Here is a 21948-nt window from a genome sequence, read left to right on the forward strand (position 1 = left end):
GCTGGCCGTCTCCGCGACCGAGCCCGACACCGACGACGGGCTCGACTTCGTCGCCGCGCGCCTGATCAGCGGCAAGCTGACCGGGCGCCCGGTGGAGGAGGCGGTCGACCTCGCCCGGATCGAGAAGGCGGTCCGGGAGATCCTCATCGCCGTCGGCGAGGACCCGGACCGGGACGGTCTCCAGCAGACGCCGGCCCGGGTCGCCCGCGCGTACGCCGAACTCTTCGCCGGCCTGCGGGTCGACCCGGCGCAGGTGCTCAGCACCACCTTCGAGGCCAACCACGAGGAGTTGGTGCTCGTCCGGGACATCGACGTGATGAGCCTCTGTGAGCACCACCTGCTGCCGTTCCGGGGCAGCGCGCACATCGGCTACATCCCCGGGCCGGACGGCCGGATCACCGGCCTGTCCAAGCTGGCCCGGCTGGTCGAGGTCTTTGCCCGCCGGCCCCAGGTGCAGGAGCGGCTCACCTCGCAGATCGCCGACCTGCTGATGAGCAAGCTCGCCGCGCGCGGCGTCGTCGTGGTGCTCGAGTGTGAGCACATGTGCATGGCGATGCGCGGCATCCAGAAGTCCGGCGCCAAGACGATCACCTCGGCGGTGCGCGGCACCCTCCAGCGGGACGCCAAGTCGCGGGCCGAGGCGATGTCACTGATCATCCCCCGCTGACCGGACGACGTCCGACGGCCGCGCCGCTCCCACCCGGGAGCCGCGCGGCCGTCGGCGTTCCGGTACCGGGGGCGCTCAACCGGAGAGCATGGCCAGGACCAGCCCGGCGGTGGTCAGCACCGCCGGGACCAGACAGACCAGCGCGCCGAACCGGGGCGTGCGGTCCACCCGGTCCTCCGGCCGGGGCCGGAACAGTCGCCCGACCGCCAGCCAACCCGCCATGAACGCGACCGCCGGCATCGGCAGCCCGACCACCAGCGCCATGATGCTCGCGGGGCCGGTGCCGGTGGCGACGAAGAGCACCAGCTGGACCAGCGGGACCACCAGCGCCAGCGGCCCGTACATCAGCAGGTTGCGCGGGCGGGCCGGCCAGCGGGCCAGCCGGGGCAGGCCCCGGGCGGCGAGGATGTTGTCCGCCGCCTCCGCCCACCCGTGCGCGGCCCGCAGGGCGGCCAGCACCGCCGCCGGCCCACCGGCCATCGACCGCGCCGACTCGCTCACCTCCGGCGGCGTCGGGACCAGCGAGATCGCCGGGACGCCCAGCTCCCGCAGCCGTGACTGCTGCGGCGCCAGCCGCTCCCGGACGGCGGTCAGTTCCTCGCGGGCGGCCGCCACCGACCGGGCCTGTTCACTGGCGGCCGTCGCGGCGGCCCGGCGTACCGCGTCGAGCTGTCGCGCAGCGGCCACGTAGTCGGCCCAGGCCGCCTCGGCCGGATCGACCTCGGTCCTCGGGCCGCCGGACCGGGGCGCGGGGACCGTCGCAGCAGCCTCACTCACGACGGCTCCTCCCCGAACGGCACCAGGACCGTCCCCTGCTCACCCGGGCCGTCCCAGAGCACCGCCCGCCCCGGCCGCGGCCGCCACGACACGGGCCGGTCGAAGAGCTGCTCCAGCCGGCCGCCCGGCACGTCCGTCACCACCACGGCGGTCAGCTTGTCCACCTCGCCCTCCGGGCCGAGCAGCCCGGCCAACGGCCCCACCGAACGCCACCAGCCGAGCAGGTGCCGCCCGCTGGGCGGGCCTTCCAGCAGCAGCGAGCGCAGCAGCTCGGGCGGCAGCTCGTTCGCGTCCGGCACGTCCAGCCCGAACACCACCAGGTAGCCCGGTTCGCCCGCGTCGATCGCCGCCCGCAGCCCGGCCGCGTCGACGGTTTCGACCTCGTGCCGCTCGGCCAGCTCGGTGGCGAGCGCCGCAGCCGGCTCGGCCGACCCGTTCGCCAGCGGCGCCAGCACGAACCGGGCCACGCCTTGCTGCACCGCTGCGCTCCGCACGGCCGTGACCAGCAGCCGCTCCGCCTCGTCGTCCCGGCCCAGCACGGCCAGGTTCCGGCCGGCGGCCGGCCCGAGCGGTACGGCCACCGTGGAGCGGTGCACGTCCACCGCCCGGCCGAGCAGCGCGGCCGGCGTGGGTGCCCGACCCGCCAGCGCGGCCCGGTACCGCGGGTCGTTGGCGAGCAGCGGTCGCGCGTACCCGGCGAAGACCACCGGCGGGGTGATGCCCTCCGGCCGGGCCGACCAGACCCGGTGCCGCAGGTCGGCGAGGACGTCCGGGTCCTCGTGCGGATCCGGGAACCGGATCATCCGTTCGTGCCCGCGGGTCGCGCCGCGCGGACCGCCGAGCCCGCCGGCGGTGTTCACCACCGCGCTGCCCACCGGCAGCCCGGCCGCCGCGTCGTTCGTCGGCTCCAGCACCGCCGACCCGCCGGCCAGCGCCACCCGGACCGGGAACTGGCCGAGCAACGGGTCGCGCGGGCCGCCGATGCCGAGGTCGCCCTCGCCGGCCAGGACCAGGTGGATCCCGTACGCCCGGGCGGCGCGGGCCAGCGCGTCCAGCCGGGTCAACAGGTCGATGGCCAGCCGGTCCCGCTCGCGCAGCAGGAGCGGGAAGTTGTCGATCGCGCAGACGATCCGGGGCAGCGTCCGGTGCTGGCGCAACTCCGCATACCGCTGCCCGCCGGCCCGCCGGCCGGCGTCCTCGCGGCGGCGCAGCTCCGCCTCCAGCACCCCCAGCAGGTCCGCCACGTACTCCCGGTCGGCGGCCATCCCGGCGGTCCGGACCTGCGGCACCCAGGAGCGGTCCCACTCGGTCTGCAGGAACTCCACGAAGGACTCGCCGTCGGCCAGGTCGGCGAGGTGGAGGACCAGCTCGTCCGGGCCGTAGCCGGCGGTCAACCCGAACAGCACGTTGGTGAGGAACGCTGACCGGCCCGCCGCGGAGCGACCGCTGACCAGCCAGTGCGGGGTCAGCTCGGTGAAGCCGAGGCTGACCGGCTTGCCGGCGGCGTCACCGACCATCGTGGTGAGCCCGTCGGTGGAGCCCGATGCCCACAGCTCCCCGGCCGGCAGCAGGTCGGTCAGGGACAGCCGGGTGCCGTCCTCGATCTGCCGGGCCAGCCGGCGGCAGACCCCGGCGACCAGCTCCGGCGGCGGATCCTCCGCCACGAAGACCGGCGAATTCAGCCCGCCGGGCGGCTCCGCCCCGGGGCTGCTGTACGCCGCGCCGGGCGGGTCGCCGACCAGCGCGTACGCGGTGCGCACCGCGATCGTGGTGGCCTGGGGCAGCGGCGTCGCGGCCGGCCAGCCGGCCACCACCAGGTGCAGGCCCGCCCGGTGCCCCTGGGCGGCCAGCGCCTCGATCCGGGCGAGGTCCGATGCGGCCGTGCCGCCCGGCAGCGCGGCCAGCACCAGCAGCAGCGTTCGGTCGTGCCCGCGCTGCCGGGCCGTGCCGGCGGCCACCCACTGCTCGGCCTCGGCCAGGACCGCCCGGAGCCCCGCCACGTCGGTCGCGGGCGGCGGCAGCAGCCCCGCGTCGGCCAGCGCCGCGAAACCGGCGAAGGTGTCCGCCGGGCCGGTGCCGTCGACCCCGCGGGCCAGCAGCGCGCCGGCCGGGGCGGCGGCGAAGAGCCGCAGCAGGAGGGCTCGGAGCAGCCCCGCCACCCGCGGGTCACCGGCGTCGGCGTCGACGGCCAGGTGTCCACTGCCGAGCAACGGCACCAGCGCGGGGAACCGGGCGTCGTCCAGCGGCGCGGCGGTGCCGACCCGGACCAGGGGCGGCGGGCCGTCCCCCGGCGGGGTCGCCACGGTCAGGCTCTCCAGCGGATCGCCGGCCCAGCCGGGTGCGGCGAGCGCCGCCGCCGCGCGGAGCCGCTCGGCCAACTCGTACTGCCGATGGTGGTCGGCGGGTGCGGGGCGGATCTCGTCGAGGATGCCGGCGGCGGCCGACGCGGCGGCCTCCGTCCGGCGATGCAGGACGGCGGCCCGGCCGGCTCGCGCCTTCGGACTCGCCATCGCGTCCACCTCTCTTCCCGAGGCCGACCTCTCCTCCCGAGCTGTGACGGTATCCCAGTCGAGCGCGGTCCTCGGGGATGTCGCCCGGCGCTGCGCCGCTGTTTACCCGCCGCGGTGAGCGTTCCGCACCCCTCGCCCACGCCGTCGTCCACGTCCCCGCCGCCGACGAGGCCGACCGGAAAACTGGTCATTGGGTACGCGGCGCGCAGCCGATAGCCTCAGCAGGTGGAATCAGTGCAGCCCCCCGCCGGTTCCCAGGTCTCCCGCGTACCGGCGCAGCGGACCCCGCCCGAGCAGATGGCGCCCCCCGCGCCGGCTCCGGCGCCGGCACGTCCGCGGCGGCGGCTGCGGACCGTCCTCGCGGTCGTCGCCGGGGTGCTGGCGCTGCTCTGCGGCAGCGGCGCGGTGATCGGTTTCGTGCTGTACGACCGCGCGACCGCACCCGACCGCAGCGCCCCCGACGTCGTGGTGGACAACTACCTCCGTGCGTTCCTGGTGGATCGCGACGACACGAAGGCCGATGAGTTCGCCTGCAAGGGTGGGACGGACCTCGACGGCCTGCGGGCGCTTCGCGACGATCTCGTCGCCCGCGAGAAGAAGTTCGACACGACGATCTCGGTGAGCTGGGGTGCGCTGAGCATCCGACAGTCGGGTGATGTCGCCACGGTTGAGGTCGATCTCATCATCACGGCCCTCGTGGACGGCGTCTCGCAGAGCGATCGGCAGGGCTGGCGGTTCGAGACGAGGCGGAGCGACGGCTGGGGAGTTTGCGCGGCCGATCGCGCAGGCTGAGGTCGTCCTACTCCAGCCAGAGCAGGTGGACCGGGACCTCCAGGGTGGTGGGTGTTTGCCCGCGCCACGCCCACCGGTACCACTCCAGCTCCGGGGCCACCCGGACGCAGATGTCCCCATCCGCGCCGGAATAGGTCTCCGTCATCGCTCGGAGGTCGCGCTGTTCGGTCGCGCCGGTCACGTGCACCACCCGCCGCCCGGTCACCGAGTCCGCCTCGAAGACCGGCGTGGGCGGGCGCCGGGTGGGCGCGTCGAGGGAGACCAGCCGGATCCCAGACTCGGGTGACCGGCTGGACGGCCGGCGCTCACCGACCGTCTCCACCCAGACCCGCTCCACCGGCACCAGGGGCGCGAAGACCTCGACCTGCTCGGACTCGGCCCGGTACCACTCGTGCTCCGGGATGACCGGCACGTATGTTCGGCTGCTCTGCACCACCCGCTCGTCGGCGCGCAGGTCGCCGCGCCAGCCGAGGCCGGGCAGGCCGACCAGCACTCGCCGCCCGCGCAGCTCGACCCGGCCGGTGGCGGGGACGATCTCGATCGGGCGGGGCGGCCGCGGCGCCCAGTCGGGCTGGTCCGCAAAGGGGTCGGGCAGCGGGTTGCTCATGGCCGGTCGGACCTCACTCGGCGCCGGACAGTGAGGCGCCGCGCTCCCGCATGAACTGCACCGGGTTGATCGCGCCCCGGCTGGACCGGTCGCTGTCCACGTGCACCTCGAAGTGCAGGTGCGGGCCGGAGGAGTTCCCGCTGGTGCCGGAGAGGCCGATCACCTGGCCTGCTTCCACCGTCTGCCCCGGCGTTACGTCGGGGCGCTGGATCAGGTGGCAGTAGCGCGTGATGTAGCCGCCGGCGTGCAGGATGTCGACGAACCAGCCGCAGCCGCCCTTGCCCGGCCAGCCGTCCCGGTCGCAGTCCCGGCGGCCCGAGCGGTCGGGGTCGCACCGGGCCACCAGCACCCGGCCGGCCGAGGTGGCGTGGATCGGGGTGCGCTTCTCCGCGGCGAGGTCGACCCCGTTGTGGCTGGGGCGCGCGGCGGTGCGGAAGCCGGAGACGATGCCGCCCGGCAGCGGCGCGGTCCAGCCGGAGGCGGCGATCCGGGTGCCGGTGGCGGCGTCGCAGACCGCTCTGCCACCGATCTCGACGGTGCGGGCGGCGCCGCCGGCGAGCGCGTCGACGATCCGGCCGGCCAGCTCCTCGTGCTTCGCGTACGCGTCGGGGAAGGCGCTGACCTGGACTCGTTGGGCCACCACGGTCAGCGGCCGCTGCTGCCAGTTCGGCAGCCGGACCAGCTTGTCGTAGAACTTCCCGGCCGCGTACGCGGGCGTCATCCGTTCCTGGACGCTGCCCCAGCCGGGCCGCTGCTGGAAGAGGCCCAGCGAGTCGTGGTCCGAGCCGACCCCCTCGTGCGGCAGACCCAGCGAGGCCGGCACCGTGCTGTTGGCGAGGTTGCGCAGCGCCGACTCCTGCATCGCCGTGGCCAGCGCGATGACCCAGCCCCGGGCGGGCACCTTCAGGTCCTGGCCGACCTTGATGATGACGGCGGCGTTGCGCAGCTGCCCCTCGCCGTACTCGGCGAAGCGAGGCATCTCCCCGGTGATGTTCACCCGCCGGCCGAGGTTGCAGCCCTGGCCGAGGGCCGACCCGTCCTTCTCCTCGTTGCCCAGCTCGGTGAGGAAGAAGGCACCGGCACCGCCGACGCAGCAGAGCAGGGCTAGCACCGCGGTGAGTGCGGTGGCCAGTACGCCGAGCCGCAGCTTCCGCCGGACGGGCGCGGCCGCACCCGACCCGGCGCTCACTGCCGCTCCCAGTCGACCGCGTCCACCAGCCACCGGCCGTCGGGGGCCACCAGTTCGAGCCGGAGCTGACCGTTGTCGAGCGGGATCAGCACCTCCACAAAGGACTCCGTCCGGGGTCGCAGCGTCACCTGACCGGTCACCCGCTGGGCGGGGACCAGTTCCGGGTCCGCCCCGGTCAGCTTCTCATTCAGCGCTGGGGTGGACATCGGCTTCAGCCGGGCGAGCCAGTGCTCGCCGCTGGTGCCCGGGCCGCTCAGCCAGGCGGTGGTGAAGCGGGCGGCCAGCCGCTGCGGGGTCGGCTCGCCCGGGCGGGTCTTCGGCGCGGGCGCCGACGTCGGGCTCGACAGCACCCCGTCGTCACCGGCCTCCGGGTCGACCGTGCTGATCGGCTCGCGCGGCCGGTTGCTCAGGCCGGCGGCCGGGTCGATCGGGCCGGAGACCAGCCGGGCCGCGCCGATCACGCCGAAGACCACCACGGCGATCACGAGCGCGACGCCGAGCCGGGACCGCAGGACCCGGGTGAACAGGAACTCCAGCGCCCGACGCATCGACCTCACCGTGCCTCGGAGCGCACCCGGGGGGGCGGGCTGGCCGGCGCACGGTCGGCCGAGTCCGGCCGGTAGACGGCGAACGAGGGAGCTTCCTCGGGGACGTCGGGTTCCGTCCAACTCGCCGGCGCCCGGCGCGGGCGGGGTGCCGTGGTCGGCCGTCCGGCCTGTCGCTGCGGCGCAGGTGCCTCGTCGACCCGCTCCTGCCCGTCCGGGCGCTGGCGCCCGGTGATCGCGCCGACGTGCGACGGGTCCTCGTGCCGGGCCTCCGGCCGGAGGCTGCTCTGGTCGACCGCCACGCCGCGTCGCCGGCCGAGGGCCGGTTCGGCGGTGCCGCCCGGCTCGACCACGTCCAGCCGGGCGGCCACCCGCATGTCCCGGAAGAACCGGCGGTGCCACGACCCGGCGGAACTGATCGCCTCGCTGCTGTCCTTGCCCCCGAGCTGGGTGATCCGCCGGTAGGGGCGGAGCAGCAGCCAGCCCACCACGCCGCAGAGCCAGACCAGCACCACCTGGAGCCAGCCGGGCAGGCTGGCGGTGTTCATGATGAGGTCGACCGCGAAGAGGTAGATGGCCGCTCCGGTGCCGAAGATGGCGATGTTGAAGACGGCCGCGACCACCGCGTTCGCCAGCCGGCGGAGGCCGGCGCTGGCCGGGCGCAGCAGACCCACCGTGCCGAGGATCGGCGCGGCGATCACCGCCCAGCGGAAGATCAGGAAGCCGAGCAGCACCAGCAGCGAGGCGGTCAGGTCGAACATCGCGAAGAGCAGCGAGGCGAGCACCGCGATGAAGCCGGCCCCGACCCGGTCCATGTCCCGGACGCCCTGGAGGTACTCGTACGCCTCCGGGTCCTCCGACTTGATCTGCTCGGCCACCCGGGCCCACTGCTGCTGCTTGGCCTTGATGGTGGCCTCGCGGGTCGCCGGATTCTGCCGGAGCTTCTCCGCCTCCTCCCAGGAGAGCGACTTGGCGTCGTAGAGCGCCGGCCCGTACTTCTTGGCGGTCTCGCTGTCGGCCGAGCCGAGCACACCGCGCAGCCAGTTCCGGTAGAGCATGGTCTCGGTGGCGGTGTCGCTGGCCCGAACCGCCGGGGGACGCTTGTCGACGCAGGCGTCCGGGTTGGGCAGCGCGCATTTGTCCGGGGGGATGTCCTTGGACGCCGGGCCGACGGCGTCGTGAACGACACCGAGGGTGGTGACCAGGGTGTTGTCGGCGATGTTCGCCGACTTCACCGGCCAGGCCGCCAGGGCGGTCACCGCCACCATCACCAGCACGGCCCACCCGGCCGTGGTCATGGCGTTGCTCATGTCCGACTGGCGCGAACGCCAGAGCAGGTAGAGGCCCACCACGCAGAGCGTGATGATGCCGAAGACGCTGAACACCTTCTGGTAGACGGCCTTCGTGGCCTGCTCCACCAGCGGATCGGCCCAGCCCCACATCGACCGCGGGTCCCAGGCCCGCTCGCGCAGGGCGTTCGACGCCCCGATCACCGCGTTGGCGAACATGAACTCGCCGTTGGCGACCATGGTGGTGAAGCGGTAGTCCGGATGGAGCACGGACGATGCACAGCCGCCGTCGACGTCGTACGTGGTGTAGCTGTATCCGGCGTAGCCGTAGTCGCTGTAGAGCCCCTTCGGGCCGGGGAGCTTGGCCGAGTCCGGGCGGGAGGCGAACCAGCCGGCGAGGCCCGAATCCGGCGCGCCGGGGACCGGCGCGTTGCGGCACTCGACCTGGTCCTGGCTGACCTCCTTGAGCTTTGCCACGCAGGCGCGGAAGTCGGCCTGCCACTGCTTGGTGCTGCACAGCTCGGCCCGGGCCTGGGCGACCGGTGTGGCGGCGTACGCGGGTGTCGCCCCGACCACCGGCCAGGCGATGGTGGCCGCGGCGAGTACGCCGATCGCGAGGAGGAGCGCCGCGATCCGTGCCCGGGCCCTCGCCATGTCACGCCTCCAGATCAGCCGGGACGGTCGGCAACTGCTCGGCTGCCCGGGCGACAGCGGCGGGAGTGGTGTCCAGGTGCTCCAGCAGCCCGTCGACGTACGACACGTCGACCCGGACTTTCTGCACGCGCCCGTCGACGTCGCGCATCACGAACTCGCGGAAGCCGAGCCGGGCGGCCGAGCCGGCGTCGGCCTGGGACAGCGAGGCCAGGGTGGCCTCGTAGCCGTCGTTGACCGGCACCCGGAGCAGCCGCAGCGCCTCGGAGGCGATCTCGGTGTCCTCGGCGATCCGGCCGACGAAGACGGTGGAGACCAGGTTCTGCACGTCGAGGCCGAGGATGTCCTTCGGGTTCTGCGAGGCGACCAGGGCGGACAGGTTCCACTTGCGGGAGTCCCGGGCGAGGCGGACCAGGAACGACCGCCCGGAGCGCCAGCCCTCCATGAAGTGCGCCTCGTCCAGGCCGACCAGCTTGCGCGAGGACATCGAGCCGCCGTAGCAGCGCCGGACGGCGAGCCGGTGCGCGGTGTGCAGCATCGGCAGGGCGAGGGCTTCCTCGGCCGACCAGTACTCGCGCTCGATCTTGAGGTCGGGGAGCCGGAGCCCGGCCATGGTGATCACGGTGAGTGCCGCGTCGGCGCCGAGCAGGCCCTCCGGCGGCCGGCCGAAGAAGAGCATGGCCAGCGGCATCTCGGCGGTGTCCAGCAGCAGGTTGGCCAGCTCCCGGCCGGCGTCGTCGTCCAGCCCCTGAAGGCAGGCGACGACGTCGTCCAGGGTGGAGGTCTCCTCCGCCGGCACCTGGCGCACGGCGTGCCGGAACAGGGTGGCGGTGGACGCCTCCCGGGCCACCTGGGGCGGCACCAGCATCATGCAGATGTCCTGCACCAGCATGCGCCGCTCGGCGCGGGCATTGGAGACCGCGATCTCGAATTCCCGGTCGCCCGCCGCGCCGGTGCTGAACTCGCTGCGCAGCGGCGTCGGGATCAGCGCGTACGGGGCGAGCGTGCCCTGCTCGGAACCGGTCAGGTTGAGCACCCGCGAGTACGGCGCCAGCTCCGGCATGGCGCAGAGCCGGGCCAGCGGGCCGGACGGGTCGAGCAGGGTCACCTGCACGCCACGCCGGGCGGCGAGGTAGCCCAGCGCGCCGAGCAGCGTCGACTTGCCACCGCCGGGCTCGGCGACGAAGACCGCGAGCCCGGAGCGCTCGCGTACCTCCATCGGGAAGTGCAGGTCGAGGAAGACCGGCCGGCGGCAGGTGCCCGCGGTGCGCCCGATCAGGTCGCCGCGCCGGTCACCGACCGTGGAGGCGGCCTGCGGCAGGGCCGCGGCGAGCAGGTTGACCGGCATCCGCCGGACGTAGCCGGTGTTGGCGATCGGCTCGCCGGGGATGAACTCGCGGGCCAGCCAGTCCTGGTTCTTCGGGTGCTGGAGCGAGATCCGCAGCTCGCGGGAGTAGAGCTGGATGAGCCGGCGGGCCCGTTCCAGGCACTCCTCGCGGGTCCGGCCGCCCACCGCGATCCGGTGCCAGCCGTGCGCCCGCGCCGAGTCGACCGGCAGGCCGGTGGTCATCTCGTCACCGATCACCAGCGCCCGTTTGGCGAGCCGCTCCAGTTCCGGCGGGGCGTCGATGCCGTGCTCGGCGTAGTCGAGCTGCTGTGACCGGATCATCCGGAGCCGGTGCTCCAGGTTCCGGAAGGAGTCGCCCGGGCCGAGGATGTCCACCCGGGTGGAGAGCTCCATCGGCCACGGCAGCCGCTCGTGGAAGTGCAGCCAGGGCTCGTGCCGCTCGGGGATCTCCAGCGGCTCCATCCGGCCCACCGCGAGCACGGCGACGTGCCGCTCCTCGCCGGTCATCCGGTTGACCAGCTTCACCGTGGAGCCGTAGGGGGTGCGGTAGCGCTCCACCTGCTCGGTGAGGGCGAGCAGGTCACCGCGCTCCCACCGGCCGTTGGTGACCGGGGAGAGGGCGCCGGGTGGCGCCATGCAGAGCGCGACCGAGCGGTAGAGCAGCCATTCCAGCTCCTGCGCGGTGACCCGGCGGCCGCGCATGCCGAATGCGCCGAGCACCTCGTCGAACTGCTCGACCGTGCGGCCCAGCCGGCGGCGCTCGCCGTCGGCGGTGCCCCGGCCGAAGGTGCGCAGCAGCCGCTCGGCCAGCGAGTCGCCGAGCGACCGGCGGGCGAAGGTGACGCCGAGGTAGGTCTGCCCCTCGGCGTGGTTGACCGCCATCAGGTGCCGCTGGGCGGCGACCAGGTGGTCGGCCCAGCCGGTCGTGCCGGGCACGTCGGGCAGCGGTGCGGCGGTGTGCGCGTCGATGGTGCGGGCCCACTCGTCGGCCGGGAACGGCCGGGAGGTCCGGCGTAGGTGCAGCCGGAAACCGGCGAGGCCGGCGTACTGCTCGGAGATGGCCGAGAGCAGCGCCTCCCGCTCGGCGTCGGGGCGGAACGCCCAGCGCACCTCGGGCAGCCAGTACCAGGCGGTGACCGTGTTGGGGGTGAAGGTCAGGTGACCGGCGATCTCGGTGATCGCCAGCTCCACCGAGGGGTCGCGGTCGCCGAACTTGAGCTTCGGGGGACGTACCCGGACCGGCTTGGCGGGCTTGCCGCTCCGCTCCGCGGACCGCTGCCGCGGCGGGACCACCTCGCGGCTCGGGGGTGAGGTCACCTCGCGGCCGGACGTGGTGGCCACCGCACGCCCGTCCGGCCGGGCCGCCTCCTCCGCCCACCGGTCGGCGCGGCGACCGGGCCGCTCGACGGGGAACTCCCGACCGGCCCGCGCTGGCTCGGTCGCCGGCCGGAGCGCGGGGAGCCGGTCGCCGGGTTGGTGCGGCACCCGGGGCCGGCCGGCGGTCGCCGGGTCGACGGCGGGTGGCCGGAAGCCGGGCTGGTCCGGCGGAGCGGCGGCGCGGGACGGCACGTGGGTGAGCTCGGCGGCGTCGCGGGACCGGCCCACCGGCCGTACGCCGGCGGCGCTGTCCCGCAGCCGGTCGGCCGGCGGCTCGCCGTCGTCGCCGGCGGGTCGGCGCTCGGCCGGAGCGGCGTGCTGGTGCGGGATCGGCAGGGCCTCCCGCCCCACGCCGCGGCGCGGGGGCGCCACCACCGGCGTCGGCTCGACCGCCGCCGGTGTGCCGGGCAGGGCCGCGGGCGGGTTCGCCGGCCGACGCCGCGCGCCGGACTGCGTGCCGCCGAAGAGGTCGAGGAAGGGCGAGTCGATGTCGCCGTTGTCGCCGACCGCCGGGACCCGCTGCTCCTGCTCCGGCGGGCGGGGCGCCGTCGGCCGGGGCGGCTGGAAGACGCCGACCCGCCCCTGCCCGGGGCTGGTGGCCAGGGCCGGGTCGAGGACGACCTCGTCCAGTTCCTCGTCCGGTGGGTAATCGAACGATCGCGCTCGGTTACCGTACGGCCCGGCCGGGGGTCCGGCCGGGGAACCCGGCGTGGAAGAGCGACTCATGCGACCGCCTCACCCGCGTCGTTCGTCTGCGCCGTCGGCGTACGCCCGGTCATGCCAGTTCCTCCCGGATCCTGATCCGGCTCGCCACCAGGCGCGGGTCGCGCAGCTCGGCGGCCGGCTCCCGGGTGCGTCGCCAGTCCGTCAGCGCGGTCCGGATGACCATGCGCGCCGGCCGGTCCGGGTCGACGTACCGGAAGATGAACGAGGTGGTCACGATGGCCAGCGAGATCTCCCAGGCGGGGAAGAGTTCCACCTGCAGCGTGAACAGCCAGTGGATGAACATGTAGAGGGGTACGAGCAGCATGAACAGGCCGTACTGGGCGTACGGCAGGTGGACGGGAAGGGTGTACCCGGGCGGCCCGAGGTAGACGAGACGAGCCCGGTAGATGTCGTCGTCGGTGCGCAGCCGCATGGTCGGCGCCTATTCGAAGATCAGGTTGATCAGGTAGTCGCCGACGAAGAAGAGTGTGGCGGCGCCGGCGATGAAGGCCAGGCCGATGATGGCGATGGCCGAGCTGGTCAGCACCTTGGAGATCTCGCCCCGGCTGGCGCGGCCGATGAAGATGACGCCGAGCACCGCGAGCAGGATCGGCGCGATCTTGCTGGCGAAGAAGGAGACGACGCTGTTGGTGTCGATGCCCTTCGGCGCCGGCTCGGCGAGTGGAGTCGACGCCAGGGTGTGGAGCGCGTGGTCGACGGCGGACGACGCCGTCGCCAGGAGCTCGATGGCGATCACTGAAACCTCCCCATGTCGCGGCCGGCGGCGCCGCGTTTGGTGCAGTAGGCAAGCGTGGCGGGATGGTGCTCATCGGGTGCAGGATTCGCAACCCTGCGTTCGTCACGCACCACGGAAGGTGGTGAGCTTTCGGGGGATTTTGTCCCGCTTCGGCCCTCCCTCCAGGCTTCGCCATCCCGGTGTTGAGCAATTCCAAAGCGTACGGCCCGGGCACCTTTGCGACAACCCGCGAAGAGTCGACCCGAACCGACCCGGACGACCGATCGTACACCTGTTCCAATCCGCACGTCAGGGCCGTTGTGGTCGGCGCCGGCCGGGGTGCCCGGAAGCCCTGCTGGCGACCGGTACTGTCGGGTCGTGACCGATCTGGTGCGGGCGCAGGCCCCGGTGGTGATGGGCGTCCTCAACGTCACGCCCGACTCCTTCTCCGACGGCGGCAGATACGCCGACCTCGACGCCGCCGTCGGACACGGAGTGCGACTGCGCGAGGCCGGTGCGGACCTGGTCGACGTCGGCGGCGAGTCCACCCGGCCGGGCGCCGACCGGGTCGACGCGGAGACCGAGATCGCCCGCGTGCTTCCGGTGATCCGCGAACTGAGCGCCGCCGGCATCCCGGTCAGCATCGACACCAGCCGGGCCCGGGTGGCCGAGGCCGCCCTCGGCGGCGGCGCCGGCGTGGTCAACGACGTCTCCGGCGGGCTCGCCGACCCGGACATGGCCCGGGTGGTGCGGGACGCCGGCTGCCCCTGGGTGCTCATGCACTGGCGCGGGCACTCCCGCGAGATGCGGGACCTGGCCACCTACACCGACGTGGTGGCCGACGTCCGGACCGAGCTGAGCCAGCGCGTCGACGAGACGCTCGCCGCCGGGATCGCCGCCGACCGGATCATCATCGACCCCGGGCTCGGCTTCGCGAAGACCGCCGAACACAACTGGGAGCTCAGTGCCCGCCTGCCCGAGCTGGTCGACCTCGGCTTCCCGCTGCTCTTCGGGGCCAGCCGCAAGTCGTACCTGGGCCGGTTGCTCGCCGACGCCGACGGCAACCCCCGACCCACCTCGGGTCGCGAGGCGGCCACCATCGCCACCAGCATCCTCGCGGCGGCGGCCGGCGCGTGGGGGGTACGCGTGCACGACGTCCGGGGCACCGCCGACGCGCTCGCCGTCTGGCGGGCCACCGGCTGCCCGCGCCTGGTGACCGGCACGGCGAACGAAGGGGACCGATGACCGACCGGATCGAGCTGACCGGCCTGCGCGCGCACGGCCGGCACGGCGTCTACGACTTCGAGCGCGCCCAGGGTCAGGAATTCGTCGTCGACGCGGTGCTCGAACTCGACCTTGCCCCGGCCGCCCGCTCCGACGAGGTCACCGACACGGTGCACTACGGCGAGCTGGCCGAGAAGCTGGTCGCCGTGATCACCGGCGAGCCGGTCAACCTGATCGAGACGCTCGCCGACCGGCTGCTCGCGGTCTGTCTGGCCGAGCCGCTGGTCGCCGCCGCCACGGTGACCGTGCACAAGCCCGAGGCCCCGATTCCGCACACCTTCCGGGACGTGGCCGTGACGATGCGGCGTACCCGGTGAGCCGGGCCGTGCTGTCGATCGGCAGCAACCTCGGCGACCGGCTGGCCCACCTCCGCTCGGCGGTGGCCTCGTTCGGCGACGCGGTGCTGGTGGTCTCCGGTGTCTACGAGACTCCACCCTGGGGGGACGCCGACCAGCCTGCGTACCTGAACGCGGCGGTGCTGGTCGCGGACCCGGCCGCCGGCCCGCATGACTGGCTGGCGCGGGCCCGGGCCGCCGAGGCGGCGGCCGGGCGGGCCCGCGACCCGGAGCGGCGGTACGGACCGCGCACCCTCGACGTCGACGTCATAGCCGTCTGGGACGAGGTCGGCGCGCCGGTGCTCAGCGACGAGGAGGGGCTGACCCTGCCGCACCCCCGCGCGCACCTGCGCGCCTTCGTGCTGCGGCCGTGGATCGACATCGAGCCGCACGGCCGGCTGCCCGGGCACGGCTGGTTGACCGATCTGCTCAACGCCGAGCCGCTGGCGGGGGACGCCCTGGAACTCAGCCCCCGGTCGGATCTGGCGATAGAGTCGGACGCATGACCCAGTGGAGCCGGACGGCATGAGTCAGGCGCAGTTCCCGCGCGACCCGGAACGCTGGCGGATGGGTCCCACCCGGATCTCCACGCTGGTGGTGGCCGGCCTGGTCGCCGCCGCCGTGGCCTGGCTGCTGATCAGCAGCTTCTACTACGACGTGGTGCCCAGGCTGCCCTGGCTGCCGGTGGTCACGCTGGCCGGCCTCGCGGTGCTGGAGGGCTACGCGGCGGTCAACACCCGCAACCGGATCGAGCGCCGACCCGGCCGGGACCCGGTGAACCCGCTGCTGGTCGCCCGGTTCGTGGTGCTGGCCAAGGCGTCCGCGCTGGCCGGGGCCATCTTCGCCGGGTTCTACGCCGGGCTGACCGGCTGGCTCTTCGTCGAGCGGACCAACGCCGCCATCGGCGACCGCCCGGCTGGCGTGGCCGGGCTGCTCGCCTCCCTCGCGCTGGTCGCCGCGGCGCTCTGGCTGGAACGGTCCTGCCGGGTGCCGGAGCAGGAAGACGACGAGGATCGGGAGCCCGGCGACCGGGAGACTCCCCGAGGCCGCCTCTGATCAGGGGTTCCCACCACCCGCTCCCGCAGGTACCGTCCTCGGCGACCGGAGAGCAACGGCCGCCGCCGGTTCGCCCGTGCCGGACCGGACGGCGGCCGACGTGGGAGGCGCGGCCATGGGGTACGACGAAACGGGCCGGAGCGCGCCGGCGGAGGCGTCATCCGGCGTACCCGCCGCCGTGCTGGAGAACGTCTTCGACGACCCCTCGCACGGCGAGCCCGGCCGGGACCGGATCGCGGTCCACGTGGTGTGGGAGTTTCTGCTGCTGGCCGGCCTGGCCGCGGTCACCTGGCTGCTCTGGCGGGAGAACCCGGACGCGCTGCGTGGCGGCGGACTGAAGTCGCTGCTGGTCGCCGTGGTCGGGCTCGGGATGCTCGCCCTCGCCGCCGGGCTGAGCCTGCGCGCCGCCGCGGTGAACCTGGCCGTCGGCCCGGTCGCGCTGGCCGCCGCGCTGCACTTCGCCGAGCAGGGCGACGGGGGTGTCCGGGAGGCGCTGCTGCCGGCGCTGGCGGTGGCGGCGCTCGGCGGGTTGGCGCTCGGCCTGGTCGTCGTGGTGCTGCACGTGCCCGGCTGGGCGGCCAGCCTGGCCGGCGCGGCCGCGGTGATCGTGTACATCGAGCGGCGGACCTCCCCGGTCGTTGTCCAGGGCGGGTACGACCCCCGGCGGACCGCGATCTACCTCTTCGTCGGCTTCGCCGCGCTGGCCGTCCTCGGCGGACTCTTCGGCGCGATCAAGCCGGTCCGACGGCTGGTCGGCCGGTTCCGGCCGGTCGCCGACCCGGCCTGGCGCCGGGGCGTCGCCGCCGGGACGGTGACCGCGCTGGCGCTGGCCGGCTCCACCGTCCTGGCCGTGCTCGGCGGCGTGCTGATCGCCGCCAACGGGTCCGGCCCGGTCGTCCCGGGCACCGGGCTGGACTGGTCGGTGCTCGCGGTCGGCGCCGTGCTGCTCGCCGGCACCAGCGCGTACGGCCGGCGGGGCGGGATCTTCGGCACGCTGCTCGCGGTCGGCCTGGTCGAGGTCTTCCTGGCCTGGGCGACGGCCCGGGGCTGGACGGTCAGCCGGTGGGCCCTCGGCGGGGCCACGCTCGGCGTCGGGCTGCTGGTCACCCGCCTGGTCGAGGCGTTCGGCCGGCCCCGCGTACCCGGCCCCGGGATGGTCGAGGTGGGGCCGTCCGGCGACGGCACCATCAGCAGCGGCTGGGCGTTGACGCCGGCGCCGGAGCCGACCGACACCTGGCCGTCCGTGCTGCCGATACGCACCACGGACACGGCGGTCGACGCCTGGGACGCACCCCGCTGGGAGACCGGCCCGCGGCGCTGGGAGGACGACGACCGCTGAGCGGCGCGGCGCCCGGGGACGGACGCGTCCGGCGGGCCGGACGTGATCTCGCCGGTTAGGCTCGGCGGCATGACCGACATTCCTGCCACCGGCGCCGGCGGCCGTACCTTCGACGAGCTCGACAAGCTCTCCACCGAGGAGTTGCGCGAGCAGGCGTTCCACCTGGCCCGGGAGCGTCGCGACCTCGGGTTCTTCTGGTCGGTGCTGCGGCACCTGCCCAACGCGGACGAGGCGGCGGCCCTGGACGGGGCGCCCAACTCGGTGGGGCCGACCATCGACGAGGCGAACGCCCTGTGGCGGGAGTTGACCGGCCACGGCTACGAGGAGACCGCGCCGCTGCTGCGGGCCGCCTTCATCGACTACCTGTTGAAGCACTGACCACTCCGATGGCCGTTCGCCGGCCAGCGGCGGTCGCGCGTACGCGCAGGTTTGCCCGGCGAGGCGGGCCGGGAACTGACCGCCCCATGGCCCTCACCACCCGCCCCCGCACCATCAGCCGGTACGGCACCGCGGCCGGTACCGGCACCCTCGCTGCCCTCCTTCTGGTCGCAGTGTGCGGCAGCCCGATGTACGTGGGGTGGGTCCGGCACACCGACCCGAACGGGGCCGGCGGCTGGTTCCTGCGGCTGCTCGCCTGGCCGGCCTGGCGCCTGCACGCCGACGACCCGGCCCAGGGGGTGCTCGCCACCGATCTGCGGGCCATCCTGCTGGTGATCCTGGCCGGGGCGCTGCTCTACCTGCTGCCCGCCGCCCAGGTGGCCCGGGTGCAGGGCTCGGCCAGCCAGTTCTTCTCCGGCTGGGCCGCTTACACCCTGGCCGCCGGGTTCACCGCGCTGCTGGCCGCGCTCCTCGGGCCGGGCGGGTCGCTGCTGGCCGCCTTCCAGGCCACCGGCACCGGTGTCGCCTACGGCTTCTTCGCCGGCTGGATCATCGGTCTGGCCAGCCTCGGCGGTCGCGCCTGAGACCATCCGGCGACGCCTGGCCAGGGCCACCGGGCCGGTTCAGGCGCCGACGCCCAGGCCCAGCACCCGGCTCCGGCTCAGCACCCCGACCGGCCGCCCTTCCTCGGTGACCACGGCCTGCTCGGCGGCCGAGGTGAGCAGCGCGCCCAGCGCGTCGTACGCCGAGCCGCCCAGCGGCACCGTCGGCAGGTCGGCCCCGCCGTCGGCGGGGAGCGGGTCGAGCACGTCCCAGGTGATCGGGGTGACCGCCAGCCGACGGATGCCCCGGTCGGTGCCGACGAACTCGCGGACGAAGGGCGAGGCGGGCGACCCGAGCAGGGCGGCGGGGGTGTCGTACTGCTCCAGCTGGCCGCCCTCGGAGAGCACCGCGATCCGGTCGCCCAGCCGGACCGCCTCGTCCAGGTCGTGGGTGACCAGCACGATGGTCTTGCGGACCTCGGCCTGCAGGCGCAGGAACTCCTCCTGGAGGCGGGTCCGGACGATCGGGTCGACGGCGGAGAAGGGCTCGTCCATCAGCAGCACCACCGGGTCGGCGGCGAGCGCCCGGGCCACCCCGACCCGCTGCCGCTGGCCACCGGAGAGCTCGTGCGGGTAGCGGCGGCCGAACTGCGCCGGGTCGAGGCCGACCAGCTCCAGCAGCTCGGTCACCCGTTCCCGGGTCCGCTCCCGGGGCCAGCCGAGCAGGCCGGGCACGGTCGCCACGTTGGCGGCGACGGTCTGGTGCGGGAAGAGGCCGACGTTCTGGATGACGTACCCGATGCGGCGGCGCAGCGCGACCGGGTCGACCCGGGTGACGTCGTCGTCGCCGAGCAGGATCCGGCCGTCGGTCGGCTCGATCAGCCGGTTGATCATCCGCAGCACGGTGGACTTGCCGCACCCGGACGGGCCGATCAGCACCGTCAGTTCGCCGGCCTTCACCTCCAGGCTCAGCTCCCGTACCGCCTCCGTCCCGTCCGGGTAGCGCTTGCGGATGCGCTCCAGGGTGATCGAGGCCGCGCCGTGTCGGGCGGTGGATCCCGGGGTAACGTCCACGTGTGTCCCTCCACCTGAGCTACCGGGCCGCGCCCGGTAACCCGTGGTTCTCCTGGCAGTACGTGCGGGACAACTCTGACACGATCCTGGCCGCGCTGCGCGACCACACCTGGCTCACCGCCCGGGCGGTGCTGATCGCGGCGCTGGTGGCGCTGCCGCTCGCGGTGGCCGCGTACTGGTTCCGGTCGCTGGCCGGGCCGGTCCTCGCGGTGACCGGGGTGCTGTACACCATCCCGTCGCTGGCGCTGTTCGCATTCCTCGGGCCGTACCTGGGCATCGGGGCGGTGACCGTGCTCAGCGTGGTGGTGCTGTACGCGCTGCTGGTCATCGTCCGCAACGCGCTGGCCGGGCTGAACCAGGTACCGCCGGAGGTCCGCGAGGCCGCCGAGGGGATGGGCTACGGCCGCTGGGGACGGCTGTTCCGGATCGAGCTGCCGTTGGCGCTGCCCGGCATCCTCACCGGCCTACGGCTGGCCACCGTCTCCACCGTGGCGCTGGTCACGGTCGGTGTGGTGATCGGCCGGGGTGGCCTCGGCCAGCTCATCTTCGCCGGCTTCCAGAACAACTTCTACAAGGCGCAGATCATGACCGGCACGGTGCTCTGCGTGCTGCTGGCCCTGGCGCTGGACCTGGTGCTGGCCGGGGTGGGCCGGCTGCTCACACCGTGGTTGCGGAGGCGCGGGTCATGAACCACATCGGGGAAGCCGTCGTCTGGCTGAACGACCCGCTGAACTGGACGAATCCGGGCGGCATCCTGGACCGGCTCGGCGAACATCTGACCATCTCCGCGCTGGCGGTGCTGCTCGGCTGCCTGGTGGCCTGGCCGATCGGGCTCTGGCTCGGGCATACCGGCCGGGGCGGCGGCGCGGTGCTGCTGGTGTCCAACGTCACCCTGGCGATCCCGACCCTGGCGCTGCTGACCATCCTGCCGCTGACCTTCCTCGGCTTCGGCCGGCCGGCGGTGGTGGTCGCGCTCGCGGTGTTCGCGGTGCCGCCGCTGCTGGCCACCGCGTACACCGGGGTGCGGCAGGCCGACCCGGAGGCGCGGGACGCGGCGCGCGGCATGGGGCTCTCCGGCGGTCAGCTGCTGCGCCGGGTGGAGCTGCCGCTCGCGGTGCCCTACCTGGCGGCCGGGTTCCGCACCGCCGCGGTGCAGGTGGTGGCCACCGCGGCCCTGGCGTCCTTCGTCAACGGCGGCGGGCTGGGGCAGATCATCCGGGCCGGTTTCGGACTGGACATCGCGGCCGGAGGTGGACAGATCATCGCCGGCGGCGTCCTGGTCGCCGGGCTGGCGGTGCTGGTCGAGGGCCTGCTCGCGGTGGTCGAGCGGGCGGTGACGCCGCGCCCGCTGCGGCGGGCCCGGCGGGCCGCGAGCCGGCGCGCGGCGGCCGCCACGGCGGGCGGCTGAGCCGGCCCGATCCGGACCGGGTGACGATCCGGTGACGAAACCCGCTCGGAGTTTGTCGGTCCGGCCCGGAGGATATTGGCTGGAATCGCGGGCGGCCGACCGGATCGCCCGTCGGACACGCGGCCGGCCCCTCTGGGGGTCGCGCCGGGACACGGAAGGCGGGCACTGATGCGCGCACGTACCAGCCTGGCCGTCGGGGCGCTCGGCGCCGTCGCCGCGGCGGGTCTCCTCGCCGGCTGCGGCGGCGCCGGTTCCTCCGGCACCAACGCCCCTGAGAAGGGCGCGTCCGGGGCGGGCTGCGCCCCGGTGGCGGGCGACAAGCTGGTCGTCCTCACCGACGACAAGAAGCTCCAGAACACCGACAACGTCCTGCCGGCGATCAATGCCAAGGCGGCCACGCCGCAGCTCGTCGCCGCGCTGGACAAGGTCTCCGCGAAGCTCGACACCCCCAAGCTGATCGAGCTGAACCGGGCGGTCGACGTGGACCGGAAGACCCCGCAGGTCGCGGCGAAGGAGTTCGCCGACGCCAACGGCGTGACCCAGGGCGTCGAGCAGGGCCCGGGCGGCCAGGTCACGGTCGGTGCCGGCAACTTCAGCGAGAGCCAGACCATCGCCGAGCTCTACAAGATCGCGCTCACCGCGGCCGGCTACCAGGTCAAGGTGCAGACGATCGGCAACCGCGAGCTCTACGAGCCGGCCCTGGAGAAGGGCCAGATCCAGGTCGTCCCCGAGTACGCCGCCACCATGGCCGAGTTCCTCAACACCAAGGCCAACGGCAAGGACGCCCAGCCCGTCTCCTCGCCCGAGCTGGACAAGACGGTCACCGCACTGAAGGCCGAGGGGGACAAGGTCGGCCTCGCCTTCGGCCAGCCGTCCCAGGCGCAGGACCAGAACGCCTTCGCGGTCACCAAGGCCTTTGCCGACAAGTACCAGGTCGCCACGCTCTCCGACCTGGCCGGCAAGTGCTCAGGGCAGGCCACCGTGCTGGCCGGCCCGCCGGAGTGCCCGCAGCGGCCGAAGTGCCAGGCCGGCCTCGTCCAGGTCTACGACTTCAAGGCCGGCTCGTTCAGCTCGCTGGACGCGGGTGGCCCGCAGACCAAGAACGCGCTGAAGACCGGTGCGGCCAGCGTCGGTCTGGTCTTCTCCTCGGATGCGGCGCTCGCCGCCAGCTGACCCGCCTACGACCGTTCCGGGGCGCGGCGCGGCGTCAGACGCGCCGCGACCCGGAACAGTCGCCGGGGGCCCCCCCGGGCCCCCGGCCCCCCCGGCCCCCCCCGGCGGGCCCCCCCCCGGGGCGGCGCGGGCTAGGTTGGCGCCACCCCCCCCCCCCCGCCCCCCC

Annotated in this window: 22 protein-coding genes; 12 read left to right on the forward strand and 10 right to left on the reverse strand. The window is 74.4% G+C overall.

Features of this window, described 5'->3' with window-relative positions; all coding sequences use genetic code 11:
- The first annotated feature begins 1 nt into the window (after position 1).
- Positions 2-667 carry a GTP cyclohydrolase I FolE gene (gene folE, locus ACFYOS_RS19955; RefSeq protein ID WP_387143492.1) on the forward strand — a complete coding sequence of 222 codons (666 nt, stop codon included), beginning with the start codon at positions 2-4 and terminating at the stop codon, positions 665-667.
- 75 nt (positions 668-742) lie between these two features.
- Here the strand turns inward: folE and ACFYOS_RS19960 are convergent, their stop codons facing one another.
- Complete coding sequence (locus ACFYOS_RS19960) at positions 743-1444, reverse strand: hypothetical protein (protein ID WP_387143422.1); 702 nt, start codon at positions 1442-1444, stop codon at positions 743-745.
- Positions 1441-3963 carry an FtsK/SpoIIIE domain-containing protein gene (locus tag ACFYOS_RS19965; protein WP_387143425.1) on the reverse strand — a complete coding sequence of 841 codons (2523 nt, stop codon included), beginning with the start codon at positions 3961-3963 and terminating at the stop codon, positions 1441-1443. The genes ACFYOS_RS19960 and ACFYOS_RS19965 overlap by 4 nt, the downstream gene beginning before the upstream one ends.
- Before the next feature lie 225 nt (positions 3964-4188).
- On the opposite strand from ACFYOS_RS19965, the gene ACFYOS_RS19970 reads away from it, so the two are divergent.
- Positions 4189-4746: a hypothetical protein gene (locus tag ACFYOS_RS19970; protein ID WP_387143429.1), complete on the forward strand. Its 558-nt coding sequence runs from the start codon at positions 4189-4191 to the stop codon at positions 4744-4746.
- A gap of 7 nt (positions 4747-4753) precedes the next feature.
- Here ACFYOS_RS19970 and ACFYOS_RS19975 read toward each other — a convergent pair whose 3' ends face one another.
- From ACFYOS_RS19975 to ACFYOS_RS20005, 7 genes are read right to left on the reverse strand one after another with little or no spacing between them, the layout of a single operon-like run.
- Entirely contained in the window at positions 4754-5353 is a 600-nt protein-coding gene (locus tag ACFYOS_RS19975; protein WP_387143432.1) for a hypothetical protein, read from the reverse strand.
- Positions 5354-5366: 13 nt separating this feature from the next.
- On the reverse strand, positions 5367-6542 hold the full coding sequence (locus ACFYOS_RS19980; protein WP_387143435.1) for a M23 family metallopeptidase: 1176 nt from the start codon (positions 6540-6542) through the stop codon (positions 5367-5369).
- Positions 6539-7090, reverse strand: coding sequence for a hypothetical protein (locus ACFYOS_RS19985; protein ID WP_387143438.1), 552 nt, complete (start codon positions 7088-7090; stop codon positions 6539-6541). Before ACFYOS_RS19985 ends, ACFYOS_RS19980 begins: the two co-directional genes overlap by 4 nt.
- A 5-nt stretch (positions 7091-7095) precedes the next feature.
- Positions 7096-9030, reverse strand: a complete 1935-nt coding sequence (locus ACFYOS_RS19990) for an MFS transporter (protein ID WP_387143441.1) — start codon at positions 9028-9030, stop codon at positions 7096-7098.
- A gap of 1 nt (position 9031) precedes the next feature.
- A complete protein-coding gene (locus ACFYOS_RS19995) occupies positions 9032-12478 on the reverse strand; it encodes an ATP-binding protein (protein WP_387143444.1) in 3447 nt (1148 codons plus the stop codon).
- 49 nt (positions 12479-12527) lie between these two features.
- Positions 12528-12890, reverse strand: a complete 363-nt coding sequence (locus ACFYOS_RS20000) for a hypothetical protein (RefSeq protein ID WP_091317037.1) — start codon at positions 12888-12890, stop codon at positions 12528-12530.
- Positions 12891-12899: 9 nt separating this feature from the next.
- On the reverse strand, positions 12900-13214 hold the full coding sequence (locus ACFYOS_RS20005) for a hypothetical protein (protein WP_387143447.1): 315 nt from the start codon (positions 13212-13214) through the stop codon (positions 12900-12902).
- A gap of 357 nt (positions 13215-13571) precedes the next feature.
- Between ACFYOS_RS20005 and folP the strand changes: the two genes are divergently transcribed.
- From folP to ACFYOS_RS20040, 7 genes are all read left to right on the forward strand, one after another.
- On the forward strand, positions 13572-14438 hold the full coding sequence (gene folP, locus ACFYOS_RS20010; RefSeq protein ID WP_387143450.1) for a dihydropteroate synthase: 867 nt from the start codon (positions 13572-13574) through the stop codon (positions 14436-14438).
- Complete coding sequence (gene folB, locus ACFYOS_RS20015) at positions 14435-14794, forward strand: dihydroneopterin aldolase (protein ID WP_355346506.1); 360 nt, start codon at positions 14435-14437, stop codon at positions 14792-14794. Before folP ends, folB begins: the two co-directional genes overlap by 4 nt.
- A complete protein-coding gene (gene folK / locus ACFYOS_RS20020; RefSeq protein ID WP_387143453.1) occupies positions 14791-15318 on the forward strand; it encodes a 2-amino-4-hydroxy-6-hydroxymethyldihydropteridine diphosphokinase in 528 nt (175 codons plus the stop codon). Before folB ends, folK begins: the two co-directional genes overlap by 4 nt.
- Positions 15319-15379: 61 nt before the next feature.
- Complete coding sequence (locus tag ACFYOS_RS20025) at positions 15380-15868, forward strand: DUF3180 domain-containing protein (protein WP_387143495.1); 489 nt, start codon at positions 15380-15382, stop codon at positions 15866-15868.
- 115 nt (positions 15869-15983) lie between these two features.
- Complete coding sequence (locus tag ACFYOS_RS20030; RefSeq protein ID WP_387143456.1) at positions 15984-17207, forward strand: ABC transporter permease; 1224 nt, start codon at positions 15984-15986, stop codon at positions 17205-17207.
- Between the two features lie 69 nt (positions 17208-17276).
- A complete protein-coding gene (locus ACFYOS_RS20035) occupies positions 17277-17585 on the forward strand; it encodes a hypothetical protein (protein WP_387143459.1) in 309 nt (102 codons plus the stop codon).
- A gap of 86 nt (positions 17586-17671) precedes the next feature.
- Positions 17672-18169, forward strand: a complete 498-nt coding sequence (locus ACFYOS_RS20040) for a hypothetical protein (RefSeq protein ID WP_387143461.1) — start codon at positions 17672-17674, stop codon at positions 18167-18169.
- A gap of 39 nt (positions 18170-18208) precedes the next feature.
- On the opposite strand, the gene ACFYOS_RS20045 is transcribed toward ACFYOS_RS20040, so the two are convergent.
- On the reverse strand, positions 18209-19201 hold the full coding sequence (locus ACFYOS_RS20045; RefSeq protein ID WP_387143464.1) for an ABC transporter ATP-binding protein: 993 nt from the start codon (positions 19199-19201) through the stop codon (positions 18209-18211).
- 2 nt (positions 19202-19203) lie between these two features.
- Here ACFYOS_RS20045 and ACFYOS_RS20050 point away from each other — a divergent pair, with 2 nt between their 5' ends.
- The 3 genes from ACFYOS_RS20050 (at position 19204) to ACFYOS_RS20060 (ending at position 21782) form a co-directional block, all read left to right on the forward strand.
- Positions 19204-19890 (forward strand): ABC transporter permease, encoded by a 687-nt coding sequence (locus tag ACFYOS_RS20050; protein WP_387143467.1) that lies wholly within the window; start codon positions 19204-19206, stop codon positions 19888-19890.
- On the forward strand, positions 19887-20609 hold the full coding sequence (locus tag ACFYOS_RS20055) for an ABC transporter permease (protein ID WP_387143470.1): 723 nt from the start codon (positions 19887-19889) through the stop codon (positions 20607-20609). The genes ACFYOS_RS20050 and ACFYOS_RS20055 overlap by 4 nt, the downstream gene beginning before the upstream one ends.
- A gap of 168 nt (positions 20610-20777) precedes the next feature.
- Complete coding sequence (locus ACFYOS_RS20060) at positions 20778-21782, forward strand: glycine betaine ABC transporter substrate-binding protein (protein WP_387143473.1); 1005 nt, start codon at positions 20778-20780, stop codon at positions 21780-21782.
- The last annotated feature ends 166 nt before the right edge of the window (positions 21783-21948 follow it).

The organism is Micromonospora sp. NPDC005806 (genome assembly GCF_042871425.1).
In the GTDB taxonomy this organism is placed as follows: domain Bacteria; phylum Actinomycetota; class Actinomycetes; order Mycobacteriales; family Micromonosporaceae; genus Micromonospora.

Bases quoted from the DNA above. Each gene is read 5' to 3' on its own strand.
- ACFYOS_RS19975 (WP_387143432.1), bottom strand. From the start codon at position 5,353: ATGAGCAACCCGCTGCCCGACCCCTTTGCGGACCAGCCCGACTGGGCG.
- ACFYOS_RS19985 (WP_387143438.1), bottom strand. From the start codon at position 7,090: ATGCGTCGGGCGCTGGAGTTCCTGTTCACCCGGGTCCTGCGGTCCCGG.
- ACFYOS_RS19990 (WP_387143441.1), bottom strand. From the start codon at position 9,030: ATGGCGAGGGCCCGGGCACGGATCGCGGCGCTCCTCCTCGCGATCGGC.
- ACFYOS_RS19995 (WP_387143444.1), bottom strand. From the start codon at position 12,478: ATGAGTCGCTCTTCCACGCCGGGTTCCCCGGCCGGACCCCCGGCCGGG.
- ACFYOS_RS20000 (WP_091317037.1), bottom strand. From the start codon at position 12,890: ATGCGGCTGCGCACCGACGACGACATCTACCGGGCTCGTCTCGTCTAC.
- folB (WP_355346506.1), top strand. From the start codon at position 14,435: ATGACCGACCGGATCGAGCTGACCGGCCTGCGCGCGCACGGCCGGCAC.
- ACFYOS_RS20025 (WP_387143495.1), top strand. From the start codon at position 15,380: ATGGGTCCCACCCGGATCTCCACGCTGGTGGTGGCCGGCCTGGTCGCC.
- ACFYOS_RS20030 (WP_387143456.1), top strand. From the start codon at position 15,984: ATGGGGTACGACGAAACGGGCCGGAGCGCGCCGGCGGAGGCGTCATCC.
- ACFYOS_RS20035 (WP_387143459.1), top strand. From the start codon at position 17,277: ATGACCGACATTCCTGCCACCGGCGCCGGCGGCCGTACCTTCGACGAG.
- ACFYOS_RS20040 (WP_387143461.1), top strand. From the start codon at position 17,672: ATGGCCCTCACCACCCGCCCCCGCACCATCAGCCGGTACGGCACCGCG.
- ACFYOS_RS20055 (WP_387143470.1), top strand. From the start codon at position 19,887: ATGAACCACATCGGGGAAGCCGTCGTCTGGCTGAACGACCCGCTGAAC.
- ACFYOS_RS20060 (WP_387143473.1), top strand. From the start codon at position 20,778: ATGCGCGCACGTACCAGCCTGGCCGTCGGGGCGCTCGGCGCCGTCGCC.